This window comes from Acetobacter aceti, from assembly GCF_002005445.1.
GTDB lineage: Bacteria > Pseudomonadota > Alphaproteobacteria > Acetobacterales > Acetobacteraceae > Acetobacter > Acetobacter aceti_B.
The window spans coordinates 1,390,485-1,408,172 of record NZ_CP014692.1 but is presented as its reverse complement, the minus strand read 5'-3'; the positions used below and the strand labels follow the sequence as shown (position 1 = coordinate 1,408,172).

General features: G+C 56.6%; 16 protein-coding genes and 1 pseudogene. 1 reads left to right on the top strand and 16 read right to left on the bottom strand.

Annotated features, from left to right (window positions below; translation table 11 throughout):
- Positions 1-105: 105 nt before the first annotated feature.
- The 10 genes from A0U92_RS06355 to A0U92_RS06305 all read right to left on the bottom strand — a co-directional run bounded on the left by A0U92_RS06355 (position 106) and on the right by A0U92_RS06305 (position 9,951).
- Positions 106-1,371 carry an NAD(P)/FAD-dependent oxidoreductase gene (locus tag A0U92_RS06355; RefSeq protein ID WP_077814286.1) on the bottom strand — a complete coding sequence of 422 codons (1,266 nt, stop codon included), beginning with the start codon at positions 1,369-1,371 and terminating at the stop codon, positions 106-108.
- Between the two features lie 193 nt (positions 1,372-1,564).
- The gene (locus A0U92_RS06345; protein WP_010666875.1) at positions 1,565-1,813 is read right to left on the bottom strand and encodes a DUF3297 family protein; all 249 of its coding nucleotides are present in this window, start codon (positions 1,811-1,813) and stop codon (positions 1,565-1,567) included.
- Positions 1,814-1,900: 87 nt separating this feature from the next.
- Positions 1,901-3,211, bottom strand: coding sequence for a beta-ketoacyl-ACP synthase II (gene fabF, locus A0U92_RS06340; RefSeq protein WP_187668919.1), 1,311 nt, complete (start codon positions 3,209-3,211; stop codon positions 1,901-1,903).
- 52 nt (positions 3,212-3,263) lie between these two features.
- Positions 3,264-3,503 carry an acyl carrier protein gene (locus A0U92_RS06335; protein WP_010666873.1) on the bottom strand — a complete coding sequence of 80 codons (240 nt, stop codon included), beginning with the start codon at positions 3,501-3,503 and terminating at the stop codon, positions 3,264-3,266.
- Positions 3,504-3,775: 272 nt separating this feature from the next.
- Positions 3,776-4,519: a 3-oxoacyl-[acyl-carrier-protein] reductase gene (fabG, locus tag A0U92_RS06330; protein WP_077812493.1), complete on the bottom strand. Its 744-nt coding sequence runs from the start codon at positions 4,517-4,519 to the stop codon at positions 3,776-3,778.
- Between the two features lie 48 nt (positions 4,520-4,567).
- The gene (gene fabD / locus A0U92_RS06325; RefSeq protein ID WP_077812492.1) at positions 4,568-5,539 is read right to left on the bottom strand and encodes an ACP S-malonyltransferase; all 972 of its coding nucleotides are present in this window, start codon (positions 5,537-5,539) and stop codon (positions 4,568-4,570) included.
- A gap of 632 nt (positions 5,540-6,171) precedes the next feature.
- Positions 6,172-7,419: a hypothetical protein gene (locus A0U92_RS06320; protein ID WP_077812491.1), complete on the bottom strand. Its 1,248-nt coding sequence runs from the start codon at positions 7,417-7,419 to the stop codon at positions 6,172-6,174.
- Complete coding sequence (locus A0U92_RS06315) at positions 7,416-8,192, bottom strand: TVP38/TMEM64 family protein (RefSeq protein ID WP_077812490.1); 777 nt, start codon at positions 8,190-8,192, stop codon at positions 7,416-7,418. Before A0U92_RS06315 ends, A0U92_RS06320 begins: the two co-directional genes overlap by 4 nt.
- Before the next feature lie 2 nt (positions 8,193-8,194).
- Positions 8,195-8,935 (bottom strand): glycosyltransferase family 2 protein, encoded by a 741-nt coding sequence (locus A0U92_RS06310; protein ID WP_077812489.1) that lies wholly within the window; start codon positions 8,933-8,935, stop codon positions 8,195-8,197.
- Positions 8,936-9,141: 206 nt separating this feature from the next.
- Entirely contained in the window at positions 9,142-9,951 is an 810-nt protein-coding gene (locus tag A0U92_RS06305; RefSeq protein WP_077812350.1) for an IS5 family transposase, read from the bottom strand.
- Between the two features lie 225 nt (positions 9,952-10,176).
- Here A0U92_RS06305 and A0U92_RS18230 point away from each other — a divergent pair.
- Positions 10,177-10,619: pseudogene (locus tag A0U92_RS18230) on the top strand (transposase); the annotation flags it as partial.
- Between the two features lie 266 nt (positions 10,620-10,885).
- Here A0U92_RS18230 and A0U92_RS06295 read toward each other — a convergent pair.
- From A0U92_RS06295 to A0U92_RS06270, 6 genes are all read right to left on the bottom strand, one after another.
- On the bottom strand, positions 10,886-11,380 hold the full coding sequence (locus A0U92_RS06295; RefSeq protein WP_077812488.1) for a YdcF family protein: 495 nt from the start codon (positions 11,378-11,380) through the stop codon (positions 10,886-10,888).
- A gap of 24 nt (positions 11,381-11,404) precedes the next feature.
- Entirely contained in the window at positions 11,405-11,725 is a 321-nt protein-coding gene (locus tag A0U92_RS06290; RefSeq protein ID WP_236748295.1) for a hypothetical protein, read from the bottom strand.
- Between the two features lie 15 nt (positions 11,726-11,740).
- Complete coding sequence (locus A0U92_RS06285; protein ID WP_077812487.1) at positions 11,741-12,496, bottom strand: glycine betaine ABC transporter substrate-binding protein; 756 nt, start codon at positions 12,494-12,496, stop codon at positions 11,741-11,743.
- A 94-nt stretch (positions 12,497-12,590) separates the two neighbouring features.
- Positions 12,591-14,672: a M13 family metallopeptidase gene (locus A0U92_RS06280; RefSeq protein ID WP_077812486.1), complete on the bottom strand. Its 2,082-nt coding sequence runs from the start codon at positions 14,670-14,672 to the stop codon at positions 12,591-12,593.
- A gap of 118 nt (positions 14,673-14,790) precedes the next feature.
- Positions 14,791-15,621, bottom strand: a complete 831-nt coding sequence (locus A0U92_RS06275) for a ferritin-like domain-containing protein (RefSeq protein ID WP_077812485.1) — start codon at positions 15,619-15,621, stop codon at positions 14,791-14,793.
- 138 nt (positions 15,622-15,759) lie between these two features.
- Positions 15,760-17,559, bottom strand: coding sequence for an EAL domain-containing protein (locus tag A0U92_RS06270; protein ID WP_077812484.1), 1,800 nt, complete (start codon positions 17,557-17,559; stop codon positions 15,760-15,762).
- Positions 17,560-17,688 lie beyond the last annotated feature (129 nt).

The following is a 17,688-nucleotide window of genomic DNA, read 5'->3' as shown; positions in this document are numbered from 1 at the left end:
TCTTGCTGTCACTTCTATTGACGCGACAGGACGCGCAAGTCCCTTCGCACTCATTCCGCCGTACCTCTGCCCAGCGGAACAAGCCTCTGCATCCTGATGCCGGTTTCAGCCGGCCTCCCTGATCCATTCCGGGTGATGCTTGACCGTGATATCACGGCCTTTCAGCATCAGATCCCAGTAAACGTGCGGGAAAACCTTCGCCTTGAGCATCCAGGCAAAACTGCTGGGCTTGCGCTGGTCATAGGGAAAGCTGGGAGCGGGCTTGCCGCCGTAAAGGAATTCCGCCAGCACAACCTTACCATAACCCACGGTCAGCGGGCAGGCGCCATAACCGTCATAGCTACTCGTGAGCGGCTTGCCTTCCAGCGACGCCAGCACATTCGCCACGACCACAGGCATCTGGGCGCGAGCTGCTGCCATGGTCTTGGCGTTACTCGTGCCGACCACATCGCCAGCACCGAAGACGGTGTCATATTTCGTGTGGCGGAGCGTGGAGGGATCGACATCCACCCAGCCACCGGCTCCGGCAAAGGGGCTGTCCTTGATAAAATCCGGAGCACTCTGCGGCGGAGTGACATGCAGCATGTCGAAGCTGCGCGTTTCACGAGACACGCTACCGTCCGGCGCTGTCACGTCGAAAATCGCGATTTTCGCCTGTCCATTTACCGCAACGAGATTGTGCTTGTAGCGCAGATTGATGCCGTAATAATCCACCGCATACTGAAGCGACGGACGATAGTAAGCCACACCGAACAGGGCGTCACCCGCCAGCAGGAAATCGACTTCCGTGCGGTTAAGCACGCCTTCCTTGCGCCAGAAATCCGAGGCGAGATAGGCGATCTTCTGCGGAGCGCCAGCGCACTTGATCGGCATCGGCGGTTGCGTGAACAGCGCCTTGCCGCCGTTCAGGGTCTGGATGCAGGTCCAGGTATATTCGACATGCTCCATCGAATAATTGCTGCATACACCGTTCTTGCCAAGCGTCTCGCCGAGGCCTTCGATCCTGTCCCAGTCAAGTTGCAGGCCTGGGCAAAGGATCAGGCGGCGGTAGCCGATGCGCTGACCATCATCCAGCGTGACAATGTGATCATCAGGCTGGAAAGACTCAGCGGAGGCCCGTAACCAGGTCACATTGGCAGGGATCAGGCCGCCTTCCTGTCGCAGGGTCTGCTTCAGGGTCATGACCCCTGCCCCCACCAGCGTCCAGCCCGGCTGGTAGGCATGTGTCGTCGCGGGATCGATGATTCCAATGGAGAGAGACGGCCGTTCACGGCGAAGACGGGCGGCAATGGCGATGCCTGCTGTCCCACCTCCAACAATGAGAATGGTGAACTGTTTGTCAGGCTGAACCGGCGTGGCGACTTCAGTCATGATCTCGTCTCCTTCAAGGGAATGCAGTTTCACATCACAAGGATGTGCAAGCCTGCGCTCAGAGGAGAGATGCATCAAGGCCTCTCTCTCATGAGAGCGCGCATATCCGCATTGGCCTTTCAACACAGCCTTTTCGGCCTGTTGAAAAATATTGCTACCGCCTACCGCGCCCATGCACGGCAGGCTTTAGGTCTCAGGCTTCTTCGTTGCCCTTGATCCAGACCTCGACAGGTCCCTGAAGCTTCATCGTCATCGGTTTGCCACGACGGTCAAGGGACTTACCCACGGCGACACGGACCCAGTTTTCACTGAGGCAATATTCCTCGACGTTAGTCTTTTCAACGCCCTTAAAGCGGATACCAATTCCACGGGCCAGAAGCTCTTCGTTGTAGAATGGGCTTTCCGGATCAACGGACAGACGGTCTGGAAGAGTATCGCTCATGAAACAAACACCTGTATCGGGTCAGATATGAAACAGGCCATCCGAGGATGGCCTGCTGAATGATAACCGTTCGGAGTGCGTCTGCGCTCAGACGCCGCGGACGATCACACTGGCGTTGGTGCCACCAAAGCCAAAACTGTTTGAGAGCGCAATATTGACCTTGCGCTGCTGCGCTTCATGCGCCACGCGGTCGATAATGCTTTCCCGTGATGGATTGTCGAGGTTGAGTGTCGGGGGAACAACACCGTCACGAATGGCCAGCATGGAGAACATGGCTTCAACCGCACCGGCGGCGCCAAGAAGGTGGCCGATCGCCGATTTTGTGGAGGACATGGCCACCTTGCGACCTTCGTCGCCAAAGAGACGCTCGACCGCATCCAGTTCCAGATCATCCGCCATGGTGGATGTGCCATGCGCATTCACATAACCGATCTCGCCCGGCGTAATGCCGGCGCTGCGGACTGCTGCGAACATCGCACGGTAAGCGCCTTCATGCCCCTCGGCAGGAGCCGTGATGTGATGCGCGTCACCGGACATGCCGTAACCCACAATCTCACCGTAAATCTTCGCACCGCGCTTCTTGGCGTGCTCGTATTCCTCGAGCACGACGATGCCTGCTCCCTCGCCCATGACAAAGCCGTCACGGTCGCGGTCCCACGGACGGGAAGCCTGTTTCGGCCGATCGTTGAAACCGGTGGACAGGGCGCGGGCCGAGCAGAACCCGGCAATACCGAGTTTGCAGACTGTGGCTTCGGCGCCACCAGCAACCATCACATCGGCATCGCCGAACATGATGAGACGGGCAGCATCACCAATGGCGTGAACGCCGGTGGCGCAGGCCGTTACGGCTGAATGATTCGGCCCCTTGAAACCGTACCGGATCGATACGTTTCCTGAGACCAGATTACCAAGCGCCGACGGGATGAAGAACGGAGACAGACGCTTCGCCCGTCCTTCATGAACCGTGATGGAGGCTTCATAGATCGTCTGAAGACCACCAATTCCGGAGCCGATCTGCACGCCGGTGGCGCAGCGATCTTCTTCCGACTCGGGCTTCCATCCGGAATCCTCAACAGCCTCCGCGGCCGCGATCATTCCAAGATGGATGAAGCGATCCATCTTCTTCTGGTCCTTGACAGGAATCCAGTCCGAAATGGTGAGCTTGCCCTCGGCTGTGGGGCCTTCCGGCACCTCACCGCCAATATGCGCTGCAAGTTCGCTCGGATCGAACGCGTGAATACGGTCAATACCGCTTTCACCCGCGATGAGACGCTTCCAGACGTTCTCGGTGCCAAGCCCGAGAGGCGTTACCATCCCCATACCGGTGACGACCACGCGTCTCCGTCCCAAATCTGATCCGCCCGACTGCAGCAAGCTCGCTCGCCCCCTGATTTTCAGAACAAAATGGGTCCGCGCATCATACGCGTGGACCCGTCAGATACAGAGAACCTCAAGCGGCTTTCTGTGCCTCGATGTAATCAATCGCGTCCTTCACGGTAGCGATCTTCTCGGCTGCGTCTTCCGGGATTTCCACGTTGAAAGCTTCTTCAAACGCCATCACCAGTTCGACCGTGTCGAGGCTGTCTGCGCCCAGATCGTCGATGAACGACGCATCCGGTGTCACCTTGCTCTCTTCAACGCCGAGGTGCTCGACGACGATCTTCTTAACCTTGTCAGCGATTTCGCTCATCTGTTTCTGCTTCCTGTATGCCCAAGCATTTCGGGCGAATGGTTGGCGCTCACCCCGTCCCGGCCACAAGCCGGAGCAGGGCATTCGAACGGGGCAACCGAGGTATGCCCAACGAGGCTGCGGGGCGATTAGCACGGAAATATTCCCGCCGCCAAGCGGATGCATGAAAAGCATGACGTTTCATGATCGCACCGGGTTCAAGACCAGTCACCTTCCTTAGCTCACGTTTTCGAGAAAAGGTAGTCTCTGCAACGAATTCCGGAGAATTCGCCTCATATCATCGCCATACCGCCGTTAACATGCAGTGTTGCGCCGGTGACCCATGCCGCCTCTTCCGACGCCAGATATACCACGGCCGAAGCCACATCGTCAGGCGAGCCCATGCGGCCCAGAGGAATGGATCCCACCAGCTTTTCCTTCTGGGCGTCAGGCAGGACATCCGTCATCGCCGTGGCGATAAAGCCCGGAGCAACCACGTTCAGCGTCACGCCACGGGAACCAGCTTCCTGCGCGAGAGACTTGGTCATGCCCACCAGCCCGGCCTTGGCGGCGGCATAGTTGGCCTGTCCGGCATTGCCGGTTGTCCCGACGACGGAAGCGATACTGATGATCCGGCCCGCACGCCGACGCAGCATGCCCTTGAGCACCGCGCGGCAGAGTCGGAACGGCGAGGCAAGATCGACCTCGATCACCCTTGACCAGTCCTCATCCTTCATGCGGATGGCGAGCGTGTCGCGCGTAAGCCCCGCGTTATTCACGAGAATATCGAGCGGCGCTCCGGCTGCTTCCTCCGCACGGGCCACCAGCTGCTCCGCTGCCGCCGGGTCGGAAAGATCCGCTGCGACAACATGCACGCGCTCACCGCCCAGAGCGGCAGCCCGCTCGGCCAGCACGGATTCCCGGGTGCCGGACAGAATGACTGTCGCGCCCTGGTGATGAAGCTGACGGGCGATGGCCTCGCCGATGCCGCCTGTTGCGCCGGTAACGAGTGCGACCTTGTTGGTAAGACTGAACATAAATCTCTGTCCTGTTCGAAGAAAATCAGACCGAAGGAGGAAAGACCGTCAGAGGGTCTTGAGGAAGCTGTCGATGGTGTCGAGCGTGCCGACAGACTCGGCTTTCACATCCGGTGCGATTCGGCGGATCAGACCTGAAAGCACCTTACCGGCTCCCAGTTCCACAAAATGATCGACACCCATGCCGACCATCGCGTCGACACTTTCCCGCCAGCGGACCGTGCCGGTCACCTGCTTGACCAGCAGTTCACGAATCATGTCGGGCGATGTCACTTTCGCTGCCGTCACATTCGCAATGATGGGCACGATGGGAGTCTTCACCTCGGCGCCATCCAGAGCCTCGGCCATCTCGTCCGCTGCCGGACGCATCAGGGAGCAGTGGAACGGTGCGGAAACAGGCAGTTTGACGGCCCTTTTGACGCCCTTCTCCTTGGCGATCACAATTGCCCTGTCGATCGCCGCCATCTGGCCCGAAATCACGATCTGACCGCCACCATTATCGTTGGCGACCTCAAGGATTTCACGCTGATCCGGTCGTCCTTCAGTTCTGAGAACCGCCGCTTCCTCGCACAGTTCCTGAGCCTGCTCAGGGGTCACACCGATCAGTGCCGCCATCCCACCTTCACCGGCGGGCACAGCACGCTGCATCGCACGGCCACGCAGACGCAGGAGACGGGCTGTTTCAGCAACTCCGAAAGAACGTGCCGCTGCAAGGGCAGAGTATTCACCGAGGGAGTGGCCAGCCATCAGCGTCGCTCTGGCGCTGAAATCCACGCCACCTTCCCGCTCCAGAACGCGAACCACAGCCATGGACACCGCCATCAACGCTGGCTGGGTGTTTTCCGTGCTCGTAAGATCCTCCACCGGGCCTTCAAAAATAATCTTTGAAAGCTTCTCCTCCAGCGCGTCATCAACTTCCTGAAAGACCTCCCGTGCTGCCGGAAAAGCATCCGCCAGATCCTGCCCCATGCCGGGAGACTGACTTCCCTGACCCGGAAAAACAAAAGCGTAGACAGACATTCGGCTGCTCCTGGACTGATGATGGCATGAGGTCAGCCCGTCATCCGGCGGGCTATCTGTACGGGAAAACCCGACAATACGCAGGGTGATGAAGGGAAAACGTCAGGGAATGTCAATGCAGGGGTCATCATCATCCCTGCTAACAGACCGTCATCCCACCTCTGATATCTTGCCAGAAACCGGGTTTTCTTCCTTTTCCCAAGCGCAAGCCATAATTTGCAGGCTCGTAGATGAAGCCGCCCGCCTATGGATAGCAGCCGGTCGAGTCTGATCACTACACACTGCACTGGGTGTAGTTTTAAAATTCAGATATCTTTGTTCATCCGAAGGCTGTGCGGAAAAGCCTTTTTTTTTGAGAAGAGAATCTGCCGACTGTTACACTATGGAAGCAGGTTGCATTCATTATCGGCCACTTTGAGTAGCGATCCTGCCCTATCAGGAACAGTAGAGATTTTGTCAAAATAACCTAAAATTATTTCACAGATAAATACCAGATTTATCATCGAATTTTGCAATATACATGATCCATCCATTTGAGGATTTTGATTATATTACACATTGATGCGATTTTATGTTCAGAAAGACAGATACAAAATTTCCTTTGGGTGGCTACTCAAAAGGAAATCCAAGCCTTATGGAAGAGCAATCGTCCAGCCATTCGGCCAGATTTGAATAAGATGATGATGATCTGCGCGCCAGAGCGTTACTTCATGCCGCCAATCAGGTCCCGTCAAATTGAATACGGGATGCCAATAATTCGTCACACCGATAACAAGTAACCAGACAATAATAGCACCACCCAGCCAGCACATCTTTCCTTTTACAGCTGCGGCAAAAGCCACAAACATCAGTCCACACAACGACTGCCCAACGAAGATGTAGCGTTCTCCGACAAAGACATCGAGCTGATCTATCGCTCCACCGATAGAGCCATAAATGGCTGCACCTGTGAAGACGGCGTTGGTAAGAAGAAGCCAAAATGCAGGACGGACACGGAGGGAAAGCAGAAAAGCTATCCCGAAGAACAACACTGCATCAATATCCGCACGACTTATTACCTTCGGATCAACCATAAATTTATGATGAAAACCGGCAATCAGCGCATGAGTCCGTGCGCCCACACCCAGAAACATTACCAGAGGCTCGCGGGCAAAGACTACTGCGAGCGCGATATTGAGCGGAAGATGATTGCCGCGACCAGATTCAACATGAAAGAAAAACAGCATCTGGATGGCAGCGCCTATGCCAAGCACCAGAAACTGTATCAGTCTCGCCTTCGTCCTGTCAGAGGCGAGTCTGAGGGCGAGAGGTAGCAGTAAGACGATTGCTCCGGGACCACAGAGCGGAGCGAGGAACAGCGTTATGAGGCGAATACCGCCAACCACTCCGCCAACGGTCTCGAAAGTAATGATCAGGGAACACGCCAGCGCCAGCTCAAACTGGCAATGCAGGGTCTGGAGCCAGATTTCAGAACTTGAGGGCGTAAACAGCATGATGCCCAGCGCGGCCAGACGAATCAACGGAGGCCGAAGCCAGATGTCGCGGGCCGTCAGAACAAGGAAAGCCGGAAGAAGCTGGAATGCAAGACCCGTCGCAATCGTCATATATGGCGCCAGTTCCATCGGCAGGAGCCAGCGTGCAGCAGTTGTCGAGGCGTTCGCTATGAGGTTGAGATAACCGCCATAGGACGTAAAAATCGCTTCCAGCGGACCAGTCTGCAGGGCATTCACATAGAAGATTTTGCCTTCCTCGGCCCAGAACCGACCGGTGATAATGATATCCGGCGCACGCAGGCAGATCAGGAACGCATAAAAAACGAGGAGTATGGCGATGCCCCGCCTGCGGGACAGGGCGCTCTCGACACTGCGCAGAATTGTCATCGAATTCCAGCTTCGTTCCGGACCGTGGCGTCAGCAGCAGGCAAGGACTTGGGATCAATCGTCACCGGCACGGCAAGAAATCGCCGAGCTACACTGCCAAACTGCCACAACAGCAAGACCGTTCCCAGAAGCGCGATGGCGATCATCCCATCGTGCAGCCAACCAGCTCCCTTCCCCATTGTCGTGGCTCCGCTAACGGCCAACTGCCCCATCGCCACATATCCGAATAAGGACGGAAGAGCCGCAAGAGTGCCAATCAGGTAATTCCGCATACTTAAGGGAGTCAGACCAAGCGCGTAGCTGGTTACGGCAAAGGGCATGACCGGCGACACACGCAGAAGGCAGACAAGTTTCCAGCCGTATGTAAGCGCCGTATCATCGAGAATCGCCATGAATCGGCCACGACGGAGCCAGGCATGGATCGGTCCACGGAGAAATGAACGGCTCAGACAGAACGCCCCTAGAGCACCAATCAGAGTGGCAGTTCCCGACAGAATAAATCCGTCAATCAGACCAAAAATCATACCGCTGGCAATCGCCCCAACTGAAGCGGGCAGAAAGCCGCACAAGGCCACCAGAGTCTGCACACCCGCGCAGATCAGCCAACCAGCGATCGGTGAATGAGAACGCAACGCGTTGACCCACGCAACGAAGTGCGTCACGATTTCAGTATCGTGGCGGAGAATAAGCCCTGTTGCCGTCCCGGCGATTACTAAAACACCGAGAACGGTCGCCAGCAAAGCAGAGCGACGCGAGAGAACGCTTCCGGACATGCTTAACGCTTGAACAAGCCGGAGCGATTGAGTCCCATGCGATGCAGACGATACTGAGCAGAGGTACGCAGACATCCTAGGCCGTAGGTAACGCTGCGACGAAGGTTGATTGATGAAGCTTCTTCGAAATATCGTGTTGGGCAGGAAATCTCACCAACCCGGAAGCCTGCATCAAGCGCTAGGGCAAGCATTTGATTGTCAAATACAAAATCGTCCGAACACCGTGAAAGCGGGAGCGTTTCAAGAACTTCACGGGTCCAGCCGCGATACCCAGTGTGATACTCGGACAGCTTTGCATTCATCAGAATATTTTGCGTGAAGGTCAGGGCGCGGTTCGCAATATATTTATAGAGTGGCATCCCGCCAGACAGTGCCCCCTTGCCAAGAATACGCGAGGCGATCACCACATCATAATGCCCAGAAGTGAGCATCGCGCACATCGCCCTGAGAAGGCGAGGCGAATATTGATAATCCGGGTGCAGCATGATGACAATGTCCGCACCGCGCGCCAGAGCCTCCGCGTAACAAGTCTTCTGGTTACCTCCATATCCACGGTTTTTCTCGTGACGTATGACATGCAACCCAAGCTCTTGTGCCAGCGCCATTGTGTTGTCACTGCTCGCGTCATCAGTCAGAATCACGTCGTCAACCAGATCACGCGGTATCTCGGCGCAGGTTCTGTCGAGGGTGAGAGCGGCATTATAGGCTGGCAGTACTACCGCAATTTTCTTGCTGTCTAGCATTTTTGGTATCTTATCCTAAATCCCGCAGGCGATGGAAAGCCGTCTAATCTGCTGTGCAGCTGTGTCACACACACACCACGATCAGAACGCCGCACTCTGCTTTACGTATCCCAACCGCAAGCGACCTATGCAAAGATAACCCTCGCAGCGCCACTTCGCCTATACCACCAAAATATTCTATGCAAGCACCCCTCGTCTAGAAGGTGTTATGCACCTTGAGCGAGTATAGCGGCGTTTCTGAGCATGAAGCATGCGAAAGCGACGACATGGAGACTTGCGAGTGTTGAGGCATAGCGCTCGTAATCCTTGACGAGCCTACGGCATCGCGTGGCCCATGCGAAAGATCTTTCGACGACCCAGCGACGAGGTAGCAGAACAAAACCGCGCTTGGCCTCGGGCAATTTGACGACCTCAAGGGCGATACCGTGAGCCCGCGCTGCCTCTGCCGGCCTCTCACCCGTATATCCCTGATCGACATAGGCCAGTTCGACGCTTTCGTCCGTCACTTCCTGAATGGCAGCAGCGAGGCGTCCGACCTCGGCGCGATCGTCCCGATTGGCTGGCGTGACGTGCAGGGCCAGCAGATGGCCAAACGTGTCCACGGCCATATGCAGTTTCGAGCCCTTTTTGCGTTTGGCCCCATCATATCCGGCGCGTGCCCCGCTCTCCGGCGTCGAACGCAAGGTTCGGCTGTCAAGAATAGCCGCCGTGGGTTCCGCCTTGCGGCCTGAGGCCATGCGCAGCACAGCACGCAGGTCAGACGCCAGCGCTTCGAAGCAGCCTGCCTCCATCCAGCGACGGGATTGCTGATAGACCGCCGACCAGGGCGGCAGATCGTTCGGCATGGCGCGCCAGGCGATCCCGTAGCGGATCACGTAGCGCAACCCGTTGAACAGTTCGCGCAGATCATGCCGCCGCTGTTCCGCGTCCTCTCGCATCAGAACCAGATACGGAACAACCAACGACCATTCTTCGTCTGACACGTCAGAGGGATACGGCTTGCGAGCTTGCTTCATTCAGCATTACTGAAACAATCACGCGCGAAAGTACATAACACCCTCTAGATGAGAGCATCATGACGCCAGATTTTCTCAGAGCCGGCTTCAAAGGAACCTGAAAGCATAAAATTGTAATACCTTACTACGGCGTATCGTCAGTTAAGTCCTGAGTGAGATACCTGATGGTTGTACTTTCTGGCGCTCTATAATGTCTGTTTTCCCGGTTTTGAGGGAGACAGACGCATGCGGCGTCATGGTTTACGCGACGACCGGCGGGAGTGGATAAAGGATTTTCTGCCGGGCGGGAAGGTCATGTGGGAGGCACGGCTGCGGATAACCGTCTGTTCGTGGCAGCCCGGCTGCGTCGCTACCACGCGATCGTTCGATGATGTGACCTTCCCGCCTCTTTCTGAGACTGGAAAAACATGCTCCGCCGTCTCCGCCGTTGTAACAGTAGTGTAATCGAGCGGATCTTGCGTCATCTAGCCGCCGATCATAACCAATGAATATATGATTATCGACGGCACGACTGTCCGGGCGCATCAGCACAGCGTGGGTGCCCGCAAAAAAGGATGCGGGATTACTCTGCTCATCCCGTCAAAAAACAACAGAACGACACACACGAAAACAGCTTTCGCTCTCTATAGCGAACGAAACCTGATCGATAGTTTTTCAATAAAATCAAATAGTTCCGCGCTATCGCAATCCGCTACGACAAACTGAAACCTATCTTCATGAGCCGTGCAGTTCATTGCAATCAGCATACTGCTTAACTTACGATATGTCGTAATATATCATGTTATTTTGCAATTAACATCTGCCTATTCCAGCCCGAAGCGGGAAGCGTTGCACGATCGCGATTGTATGAAACAAGAAAACTTTTGAGCTCAACAAAGCACTTCGATGCATCGATTTACGTCCGCATCCCAGCCTCACCCTGTAAAATCGCGCCCTACTGACGAAAACGCCAGATCAGGACAAGCAGGACATCCCATGCCGTCGCCGGATACTCCCGCAAATTCACCCACAGCCGACGCCAGCGCGACAGATCGGCACGCGACGGCGCAGGTACGGCCACTGTCGTCCAGCCCAATGCACGCAACATGGCGATGCACCGCATCATGTGAAAATCACTGGTGACGACCGCAACGGGACCGTCGTACCGCCGCTCACGCAAAAGCTTCGTGCAGGCAATTACAGAGTCGCATGTGTCAGCCGACTGTGCCTCCCGCAGAATGACCCTGTCCGGCACGCCTTCGAGCAGCAGTAAGCCAGCCATCACAGCCGCCTCGGTCTGCCCTGCCTGCGGGACACCGCCTGTCACCACATACAGTCTGCCACTTTCCCTCTCACCAAACCGGAGAGCAGCCTGTACACGCGCCACAAGAGCCGGGCGCGGTGAGCCATCAGGATACAGAGCAGCGCCGAAGACGATGACAGGAAGCATCTCGGTCCCTCAGGATATTGGCCTTCAGGGTGTCGGCAGAGAAATCGAAATCAGCCCGCAGGGCGCCAGCACCGCCACAGTAGCCCGCCACACACTCTCGAACTGGGACGCACTGACCCCACGCGTCTCCAGTCGGACTGCAAGGTCAGCCACCGTATTGCGTCCGTCGATCAGAGGGAAGATTCCCCTCGCCTGCGGAGGAAGCTGCACGACGACCGCCTCACTCCCTTCACCCACACTCAACTGGTGCGTGTCAGTCATGGCCATGGCGAGGCGAATGCCATCCACCCCATGAAGCCGGGGAACAGCCTCGGGGTTCATGCAGTCCAGCGTCACCGGCCGCATTCTCAGCTCCACACTTCAGCGAGGCAGGAGTTTGCCACGCTGCCATTCCTCGGCGGCCTGATCAGCGCTCATACCCAGATTCCGGAGCGCGTTGTCGAGGGCGCTGACCACCTTGTTACCCAGTGTCAGTTCGTCCAGCTCATCAATCAGATCACTGTCGGCCTTGGCTCGGGTGGCTTTGTTGATGAGCAGACGTGCTTCCAGTTCCGCACCCGCCGTCCCTTTCGGATCTGCAAGCTGGCGAAGCGGAAGGGAATGGATGAGATAACAGGGTGTGAAAAGCGGCATGACAACCGGCTCTCCGGCCTGCACCGCAGCGGCAGCCGCCTCATAGGCCTGCTCATCAGGCTGGGATTCGATGGTGAAACCTGCCTCTGTGAGACGGTATCCCGCCACGACCTGCCTGACACGGGTGACAAGACTCTCGGGCGTGATGAGGTTGCGCGCCACGGATGACGCCGCCAGTTCTTCGATCGAGGATACGTCAGACACAGGGCTATCAGCGCCTTCCGGGACAAAAAAACCGAAACCCGGGCGATAGAGATTGCCCAGCGTTTCGACGGTCGGAGACAGCAGCCCCTCATCCATCGAGGGCAGCCATGCCGTTGCGAAAAGATCGATTTCTCCGTCGGCCATCATTTTCGCAAGGGAAGCCTCATCTCCGGTGATGTAATCCGGCTCGATTTCATAGGCTTCCAGCACTCGCGCGACAGCTGCCGCCACCACAGCGTGCAGGGGAGTGTTCCGATAGGCGAGCGTAAATGCGGTCATCAGGAAATGTTCTTTTCTGTATCCAAAGAGAGGTCGGAAGGTACGGGATAGAGATCCGCCGGTTTACGGCGGGCCTTTGAAAGACAGTCACAGACTACCAGATTTTCACCCGCTGGTCCGGGGCAAGATACAGCTTCTGATCGGGCTGCACATTCCAGGCCTTGTACCATGCATCGATATTGTGAGCAGGCAGATTGACGCGCGCGCCGGGCGCCGAGTGCGGATCGATCACGGCAAGCTGTCTGGCGCGATCTTCACGCACCTTCATCCGCCAGACCTGCGCCCAGCCCAGAAAGACCCGCTGATCTCCGCTCAGCCCGCTCAGAACAGGCGCATCCTTGCCGTTCAGAGACGCATGATAGGCATCCAGAGCCAGCGTCAGGCCGCCCAGATCGGCGATGTTTTCGCCCATGGTCAGCTTGCCGTTGAGATGCACGCCCGGCAGCACTTCATACGCATCATACTGCGCACCGAGCCGGTCTCCGAGCTTTTCGAAACGCGCCGCATCTTCCTTGGTCCACCAGTCGCTGAGACGGCCATTTTCATCGAACTTGCGGCCTTCATCGTCAAAGCTGTGCGTCATTTCGTGGCCGATAACGCCACCGATCGCGCCGTAATTGACGGCGTCATCCGCATGCGGATCAAAGAAAGGCGGCTGAAGGATCGAGGCCGGGAAAACGACTTCATTGAAGACAGGCTGGTTGTAGGCATTCACCGTCTGGGGAGTCATTTCCCACTCATCGCGATCAACCGGTTTACCGAGATGAGCCAGCCAGTAACGCCACTCAAAAGCGGCCGCGCGCGCCGCATTGCCATAAACATCGCCCGGCGTGATCGTCAGATCGCTGTAATCACGGGATTTTTTGGGATAACCAACCTGAATGTCGAAGTGATCGAGTTTGACCAGCGCATGCTGCTTTGTGGCCTCGGACATCCAGCTGTTGTTCTGGAGCCTGACACGGAACGCCGCTTTCAGGCCTGCTGTCAGAGCCTCCATCTTGACCTTGCTCTCGGGCGGAAAATACCGGTCGACATAGATCCTGCCGATCGCCCAACCCATCGCGTCATCCGTGGCGTCGGTCGCACGTTTCCAGCGTGCCGCGAGCTTCGGCTGTCCCGCCAGTGTCTTGCGATTGAAATCGTAGGAGGCGTTCACAAAGGCGGAAGAGAGTGTCGAAGCCGAATTGTTGGCAAGGTGAAATGCCAGCCAGGCCTGCAGGACCGGAAGCGATTCAGCGCCAAGCAGTTTCGCCTGTCCGGCAATCGCGGAAGGCTCACCAACGATAATCCGGGCTTCATCAGCCTGCTGAACACTGATTCCCGCACCGTTGAGCCATGCGGTCCAGTCGAAGCCGGGCGCCTTCTCGGTCAGACCGGCAACGGTGGTGGGGTTGTAGGTCTTGTCAGGATCACGCAGTTCGACGCGAGGCCAGTGAATATCAGCCAGCCTGCTTTCCAGCGCCACAATGTCCTTCGCGCGGGCGTCGGCATCCTGCCATCCGACGAGATGAAGCATCTTCGCGACATAGGCTTCATAAGCCCGCTTTTTCGCGGCAAATTCCGGCTTCAGGTAATAATCCCGGTCCGGCATGCCCAGACCACCCTGATCCAGTCCCAGAGCAAACCGTTTTGGATCTTTCGCGTCAGGCTGGATGGACAGGGAGAAGGCGGAAAACTGGAAAGACGTCTGCCCGGTCCCGATCAGATGGGCCAGTTCGCTCGGTGTCTTGACGGCACGGATAGCCGCGAGATCAGTCTCAAGAGGCCTGACTCCCAGTGCCTCGACCGCTTTTTCATCCATGAAGCTGGTGTAATACACCGCCAGCTTCTCTTCCGTTGTCTGCGTCGCAATGATGCGTTTGCCAGCCAGACCCGTAAGAATATCGCGCACGCGCTTCTGCGACAGGTCGCGCAAGGCGTCGAACTCTCCGAAAGAGGTCCGGTCCGCCGGGATCGTGATGGCTTTTACAGCGCGGCCGTTGGCATACCCGAAAAAATCATTGCCCGGCAGCAGCGTCACATTGCGACCGCCCAGATCGAACCCCCAGGGCTGGATGGCGGCTCCATGTCGTGCTGTTGCGGCCATGACGGGGGTGACGAGACTGGAAGCCAGCATCAGGCCGGACAGTGAGGAGAGTATGACGGAATGACGGACTTTGTTCTTCAAACGCGACATGCAGAGACAACACCTTGTGACACAGGAGCGAGCTTTCGCTCCCTGTTTCAACGACCTGTTCCGGGCATGGTAGGACGGCGGCCTGAACCGGTCAAAACCATGCCGCCCGCGGTGCTCCTCAAGCGCCTATTGCCACCGCTTCCCGCTCGAAACTACGCTGGCGACGCTTGATCAGGGCAAACACCAGTCGCGCAGCGAGAGCATGCAGGCGGCTGTGCGGCTTGAAGCCGATCGTTTTGAAGACCATGCCCGTGACGCGGTCGATGTGTTTCTGGCGATAGGACTTGAGCGCGCGGGACATATAGCTGGCGATGCAGCGTTTGCGCTCGTAGCGAACCGATGGCGGCTCATTGGTCGTGTAGTAGGCGGAAGCGAGTTCGTCATCTTCGCTCTCCGTGATGCGACCCAGAGCAATCCGGGTGCGAGCCCATGCTCCAAGGCGTTCACGCTTCAGGTATCGCCGCATGTGGTCATAGAACAGCTTGAAATGACGATATTCATCAGCGGCAATCTGCTTGCAGATGGCCTTCAGAAGAGGCTCCTCGGTCGCGTCCGCCAGTGATGAGTAGAAAGAAGACGTTCCGGTTTCCACCATACATCGCGCAATGAGTTCGCCAGTGCGGGAGCCGCGAACAGATGCTGTCGTGTTCAGATCAATGTGGAATGTATTGCGGTAGCGTTCAAACGCAGCCGGATAATCCCATGACGGATCAGCCAGCATGGCCCAGCGCCCAAGCGCGTCTCCATGCTGGATTTCCTCAAGCGCCCAGTTATCAGCCGCTTCCTTAAAATCCGCGTCGTCCGAAAAGACGTGCTTCAGATAGACAGCATAATCCACGCTGTTTCGCTCAACGACAGAGGCTGCCTTAACAACAGCAACAATATCCGGATCAACTCTGGATGGCTCAAAACTGCTCCAGTCCATCTGATCGATATTCCAGTGCTTCATTGCCTCCCCCGTCCTGAACTTATGGCTTAAACGCCCTCGCCTGCGCCCAAACCTCCACAAGGTCAAGAGAGGAACTGAAAAGACGGGGGCTCTGTAAAGCTTCGTAAAAAATATGGAATATCGTCCGGAATCGTCTTTTCACGTGATTTTTTTTCGCACGATTTCCGGTTTTGCAAGAGTCGGAGAAGAAGACGAAGGCTGTTCCGCAACAGCACGCTGATGCGGCAGGGAAGTCGTTCGGGAAACAGCAATCTCTTCCCGGGCAGAAGCGCCCTGCATGCTGGCCACCCGCCCCGCCGAGGCAAGCAGTTGATCCGCCGTGACCGGCTTACCGAACAGCCAGCCCTGCCCGCATTCAACCCCCAATTCTTTCGCAAGAGCTGCGTCGACCTCGGTTTCGATCATCTCCGCCACCGTTCTGCACCCCAGTTCGAAGGAGCAGCGGGCTATCGCCCTGATCAGAATCCTGTCCCGACCACTGGTCATGGCGTTCCGAAAGAAATGCCCGTCAATTTTCACAAAATCCACGGGAAAGCGACGAAGATACTCAAAGCTCATCGCGCCAGCGCCAAAGTCATCCAGGCAAATCCTGTGACCCCGCTTCACCAGCCACTGGAGCAGCGCCGTCGCCCCCTCAAAATTCGTGATACCGCGCGTTTCGGTGATCTCGATGAGCAGTCGTGAGGGCGTGACCTTCATCTCTGCTGAATCCAGCAGATTCATTATCTGGCTGGCGAATTCCGCGGACTGCACGGAACGTCCGGAGACATTCAGAGCAAGACGGATACCGTTGGGAAGCTGCTGAAGCAGCCTGATGGTTTTCACGCAGTTCAGAAGGTCGAAGGTATTGATCATGCCGATCTGCTCGGCGATCTGGATGAAATCGCCAGTATTTGCAATTCCTCTGGCCACCCCTTCCGCAAAGCGCGTCAGCACCTCATAATGCTGAATGATGCCGGTCTTCAGCGTCAGAATGGGCTGCAAGACCTGAAAAAATGTCTCATCCCTGATAATGTTGCGGCAGGATGTCACCATACCCCGGTCGCGGCTGTTCGCCGCAGCCAGACAGTCGGGCAGGTTTTCGAACGTCATCTCCTGCCGGGTCTTTTCGTCGGCAAACATCTCCAGCGCATAGTTCAGGGCTGTTTCGATTTCGCTGTATTCCATGAGCAGCGTGTCGAGAGGCAGTTTCTGGATACAGGGGTGCGTCAGCATCGCCTGTGTCGCTTCAGAAATCTTCTGCGCGATAAGATTCGGGTCATCTTCAGCTTTCTGGAAATAGGCATAAGCCCCATTTCCCAGACGTGTGACAGCCCCATTTTCGCTGTTGAAGCGAAGAATCGATTCGATTTCCGCGAGAAATGTCTGCCCGAGCGCCGTGCCTCTCATGGCGGCACTGTTCATCATCAGCGGCAACGCCAGCATCACGAGATTGAACTGCGCCGTCCCCTCTCCGGCAGAAATCATGTGCCGCGCCATGTTCAGAAAGGAGGCACGGTCAAGAAAACCATCTTCAGTTGAAGAAGGGGCAAAACCACGATCCAGGATGGTCGCGGTCACAAGGCGTTCACCGATGCTGCCCGGCATGATCGTCATGCCCAGCATGGCGACAGTGGTTTCACTTTCACCACGCAGAAAACGCACAGCCGTACGCTTGACTGATTTTCCCTGATCGAATGCTTCAACAACACGCTTCAGGAAGATACGATCCGCAGGCACCAGCATGTCGAACAAGGACATGTTTCTGACAGTCCGGGCGCTGTGCCCCGTCAGTTTCTGGATGGAGCCCCCAATATTGCGAATCCTGAAGGCACGATCCACCTCAAACAGAACATCTGCCGCCGCAAACGCCAGCGCTGCCAGTTGCTCCAGCCTGCGTTCCGTAGAAGCGGTGATTTTAGTATTTTCGTGGAGCCCCATCTGACCCGGCACACTCATCGCAGTTCAATGGATCACGATGCCGGACAGATAATAAAAAGTGCTTAAGCATTTGTCTCTCATCACCCCAAATCCGGGATAAAGGATGCCTTTCTGTCATCATCCTTTTCTGGCTCCCCTTATGCGCGT

What these genes read in the sequence shown, in the direction of transcription:
- A0U92_RS06290 (WP_236748295.1), bottom strand. Translation starts at nt 11,725, where the DNA reads ATGCGGCCGGTGACGCTGGACTGCATGAACCCCGAGGCTGTTCCCCGG.
- fabG (WP_077812493.1), bottom strand. Translation starts at nt 4,519, where the DNA reads ATGTTCAGTCTTACCAACAAGGTCGCACTCGTTACCGGCGCAACAGGC.
- A0U92_RS06355 (WP_077814286.1), bottom strand. Translation starts at nt 1,371, where the DNA reads ATGACTGAAGTCGCCACGCCGGTTCAGCCTGACAAACAGTTCACCATT.
- A0U92_RS06320 (WP_077812491.1), bottom strand. Translation starts at nt 7,419, where the DNA reads ATGACAATTCTGCGCAGTGTCGAGAGCGCCCTGTCCCGCAGGCGGGGC.
- A0U92_RS06315 (WP_077812490.1), bottom strand. Translation starts at nt 8,192, where the DNA reads ATGTCCGGAAGCGTTCTCTCGCGTCGCTCTGCTTTGCTGGCGACCGTT.
- A0U92_RS06310 (WP_077812489.1), bottom strand. Translation starts at nt 8,935, where the DNA reads ATGCTAGACAGCAAGAAAATTGCGGTAGTACTGCCAGCCTATAATGCC.
- A0U92_RS06295 (WP_077812488.1), bottom strand. Translation starts at nt 11,380, where the DNA reads ATGCTTCCTGTCATCGTCTTCGGCGCTGCTCTGTATCCTGATGGCTCA.
- A0U92_RS06280 (WP_077812486.1), bottom strand. Translation starts at nt 14,672, where the DNA reads ATGTCGCGTTTGAAGAACAAAGTCCGTCATTCCGTCATACTCTCCTCA.
- A0U92_RS06285 (WP_077812487.1), bottom strand. Translation starts at nt 12,496, where the DNA reads ATGACCGCATTTACGCTCGCCTATCGGAACACTCCCCTGCACGCTGTG.
- A0U92_RS06270 (WP_077812484.1), bottom strand. Translation starts at nt 17,559, where the DNA reads ATGAGTGTGCCGGGTCAGATGGGGCTCCACGAAAATACTAAAATCACC.
- fabD (WP_077812492.1), bottom strand. Translation starts at nt 5,539, where the DNA reads ATGTCTGTCTACGCTTTTGTTTTTCCGGGTCAGGGAAGTCAGTCTCCC.
- A0U92_RS06335 (WP_010666873.1), bottom strand. Translation starts at nt 3,503, where the DNA reads ATGAGCGAAATCGCTGACAAGGTTAAGAAGATCGTCGTCGAGCACCTC.
- A0U92_RS06275 (WP_077812485.1), bottom strand. Translation starts at nt 15,621, where the DNA reads ATGAAGCACTGGAATATCGATCAGATGGACTGGAGCAGTTTTGAGCCA.
- A0U92_RS06305 (WP_077812350.1), bottom strand. Translation starts at nt 9,951, where the DNA reads ATGAAGCAAGCTCGCAAGCCGTATCCCTCTGACGTGTCAGACGAAGAA.
- A0U92_RS06345 (WP_010666875.1), bottom strand. Translation starts at nt 1,813, where the DNA reads ATGAGCGATACTCTTCCAGACCGTCTGTCCGTTGATCCGGAAAGCCCA.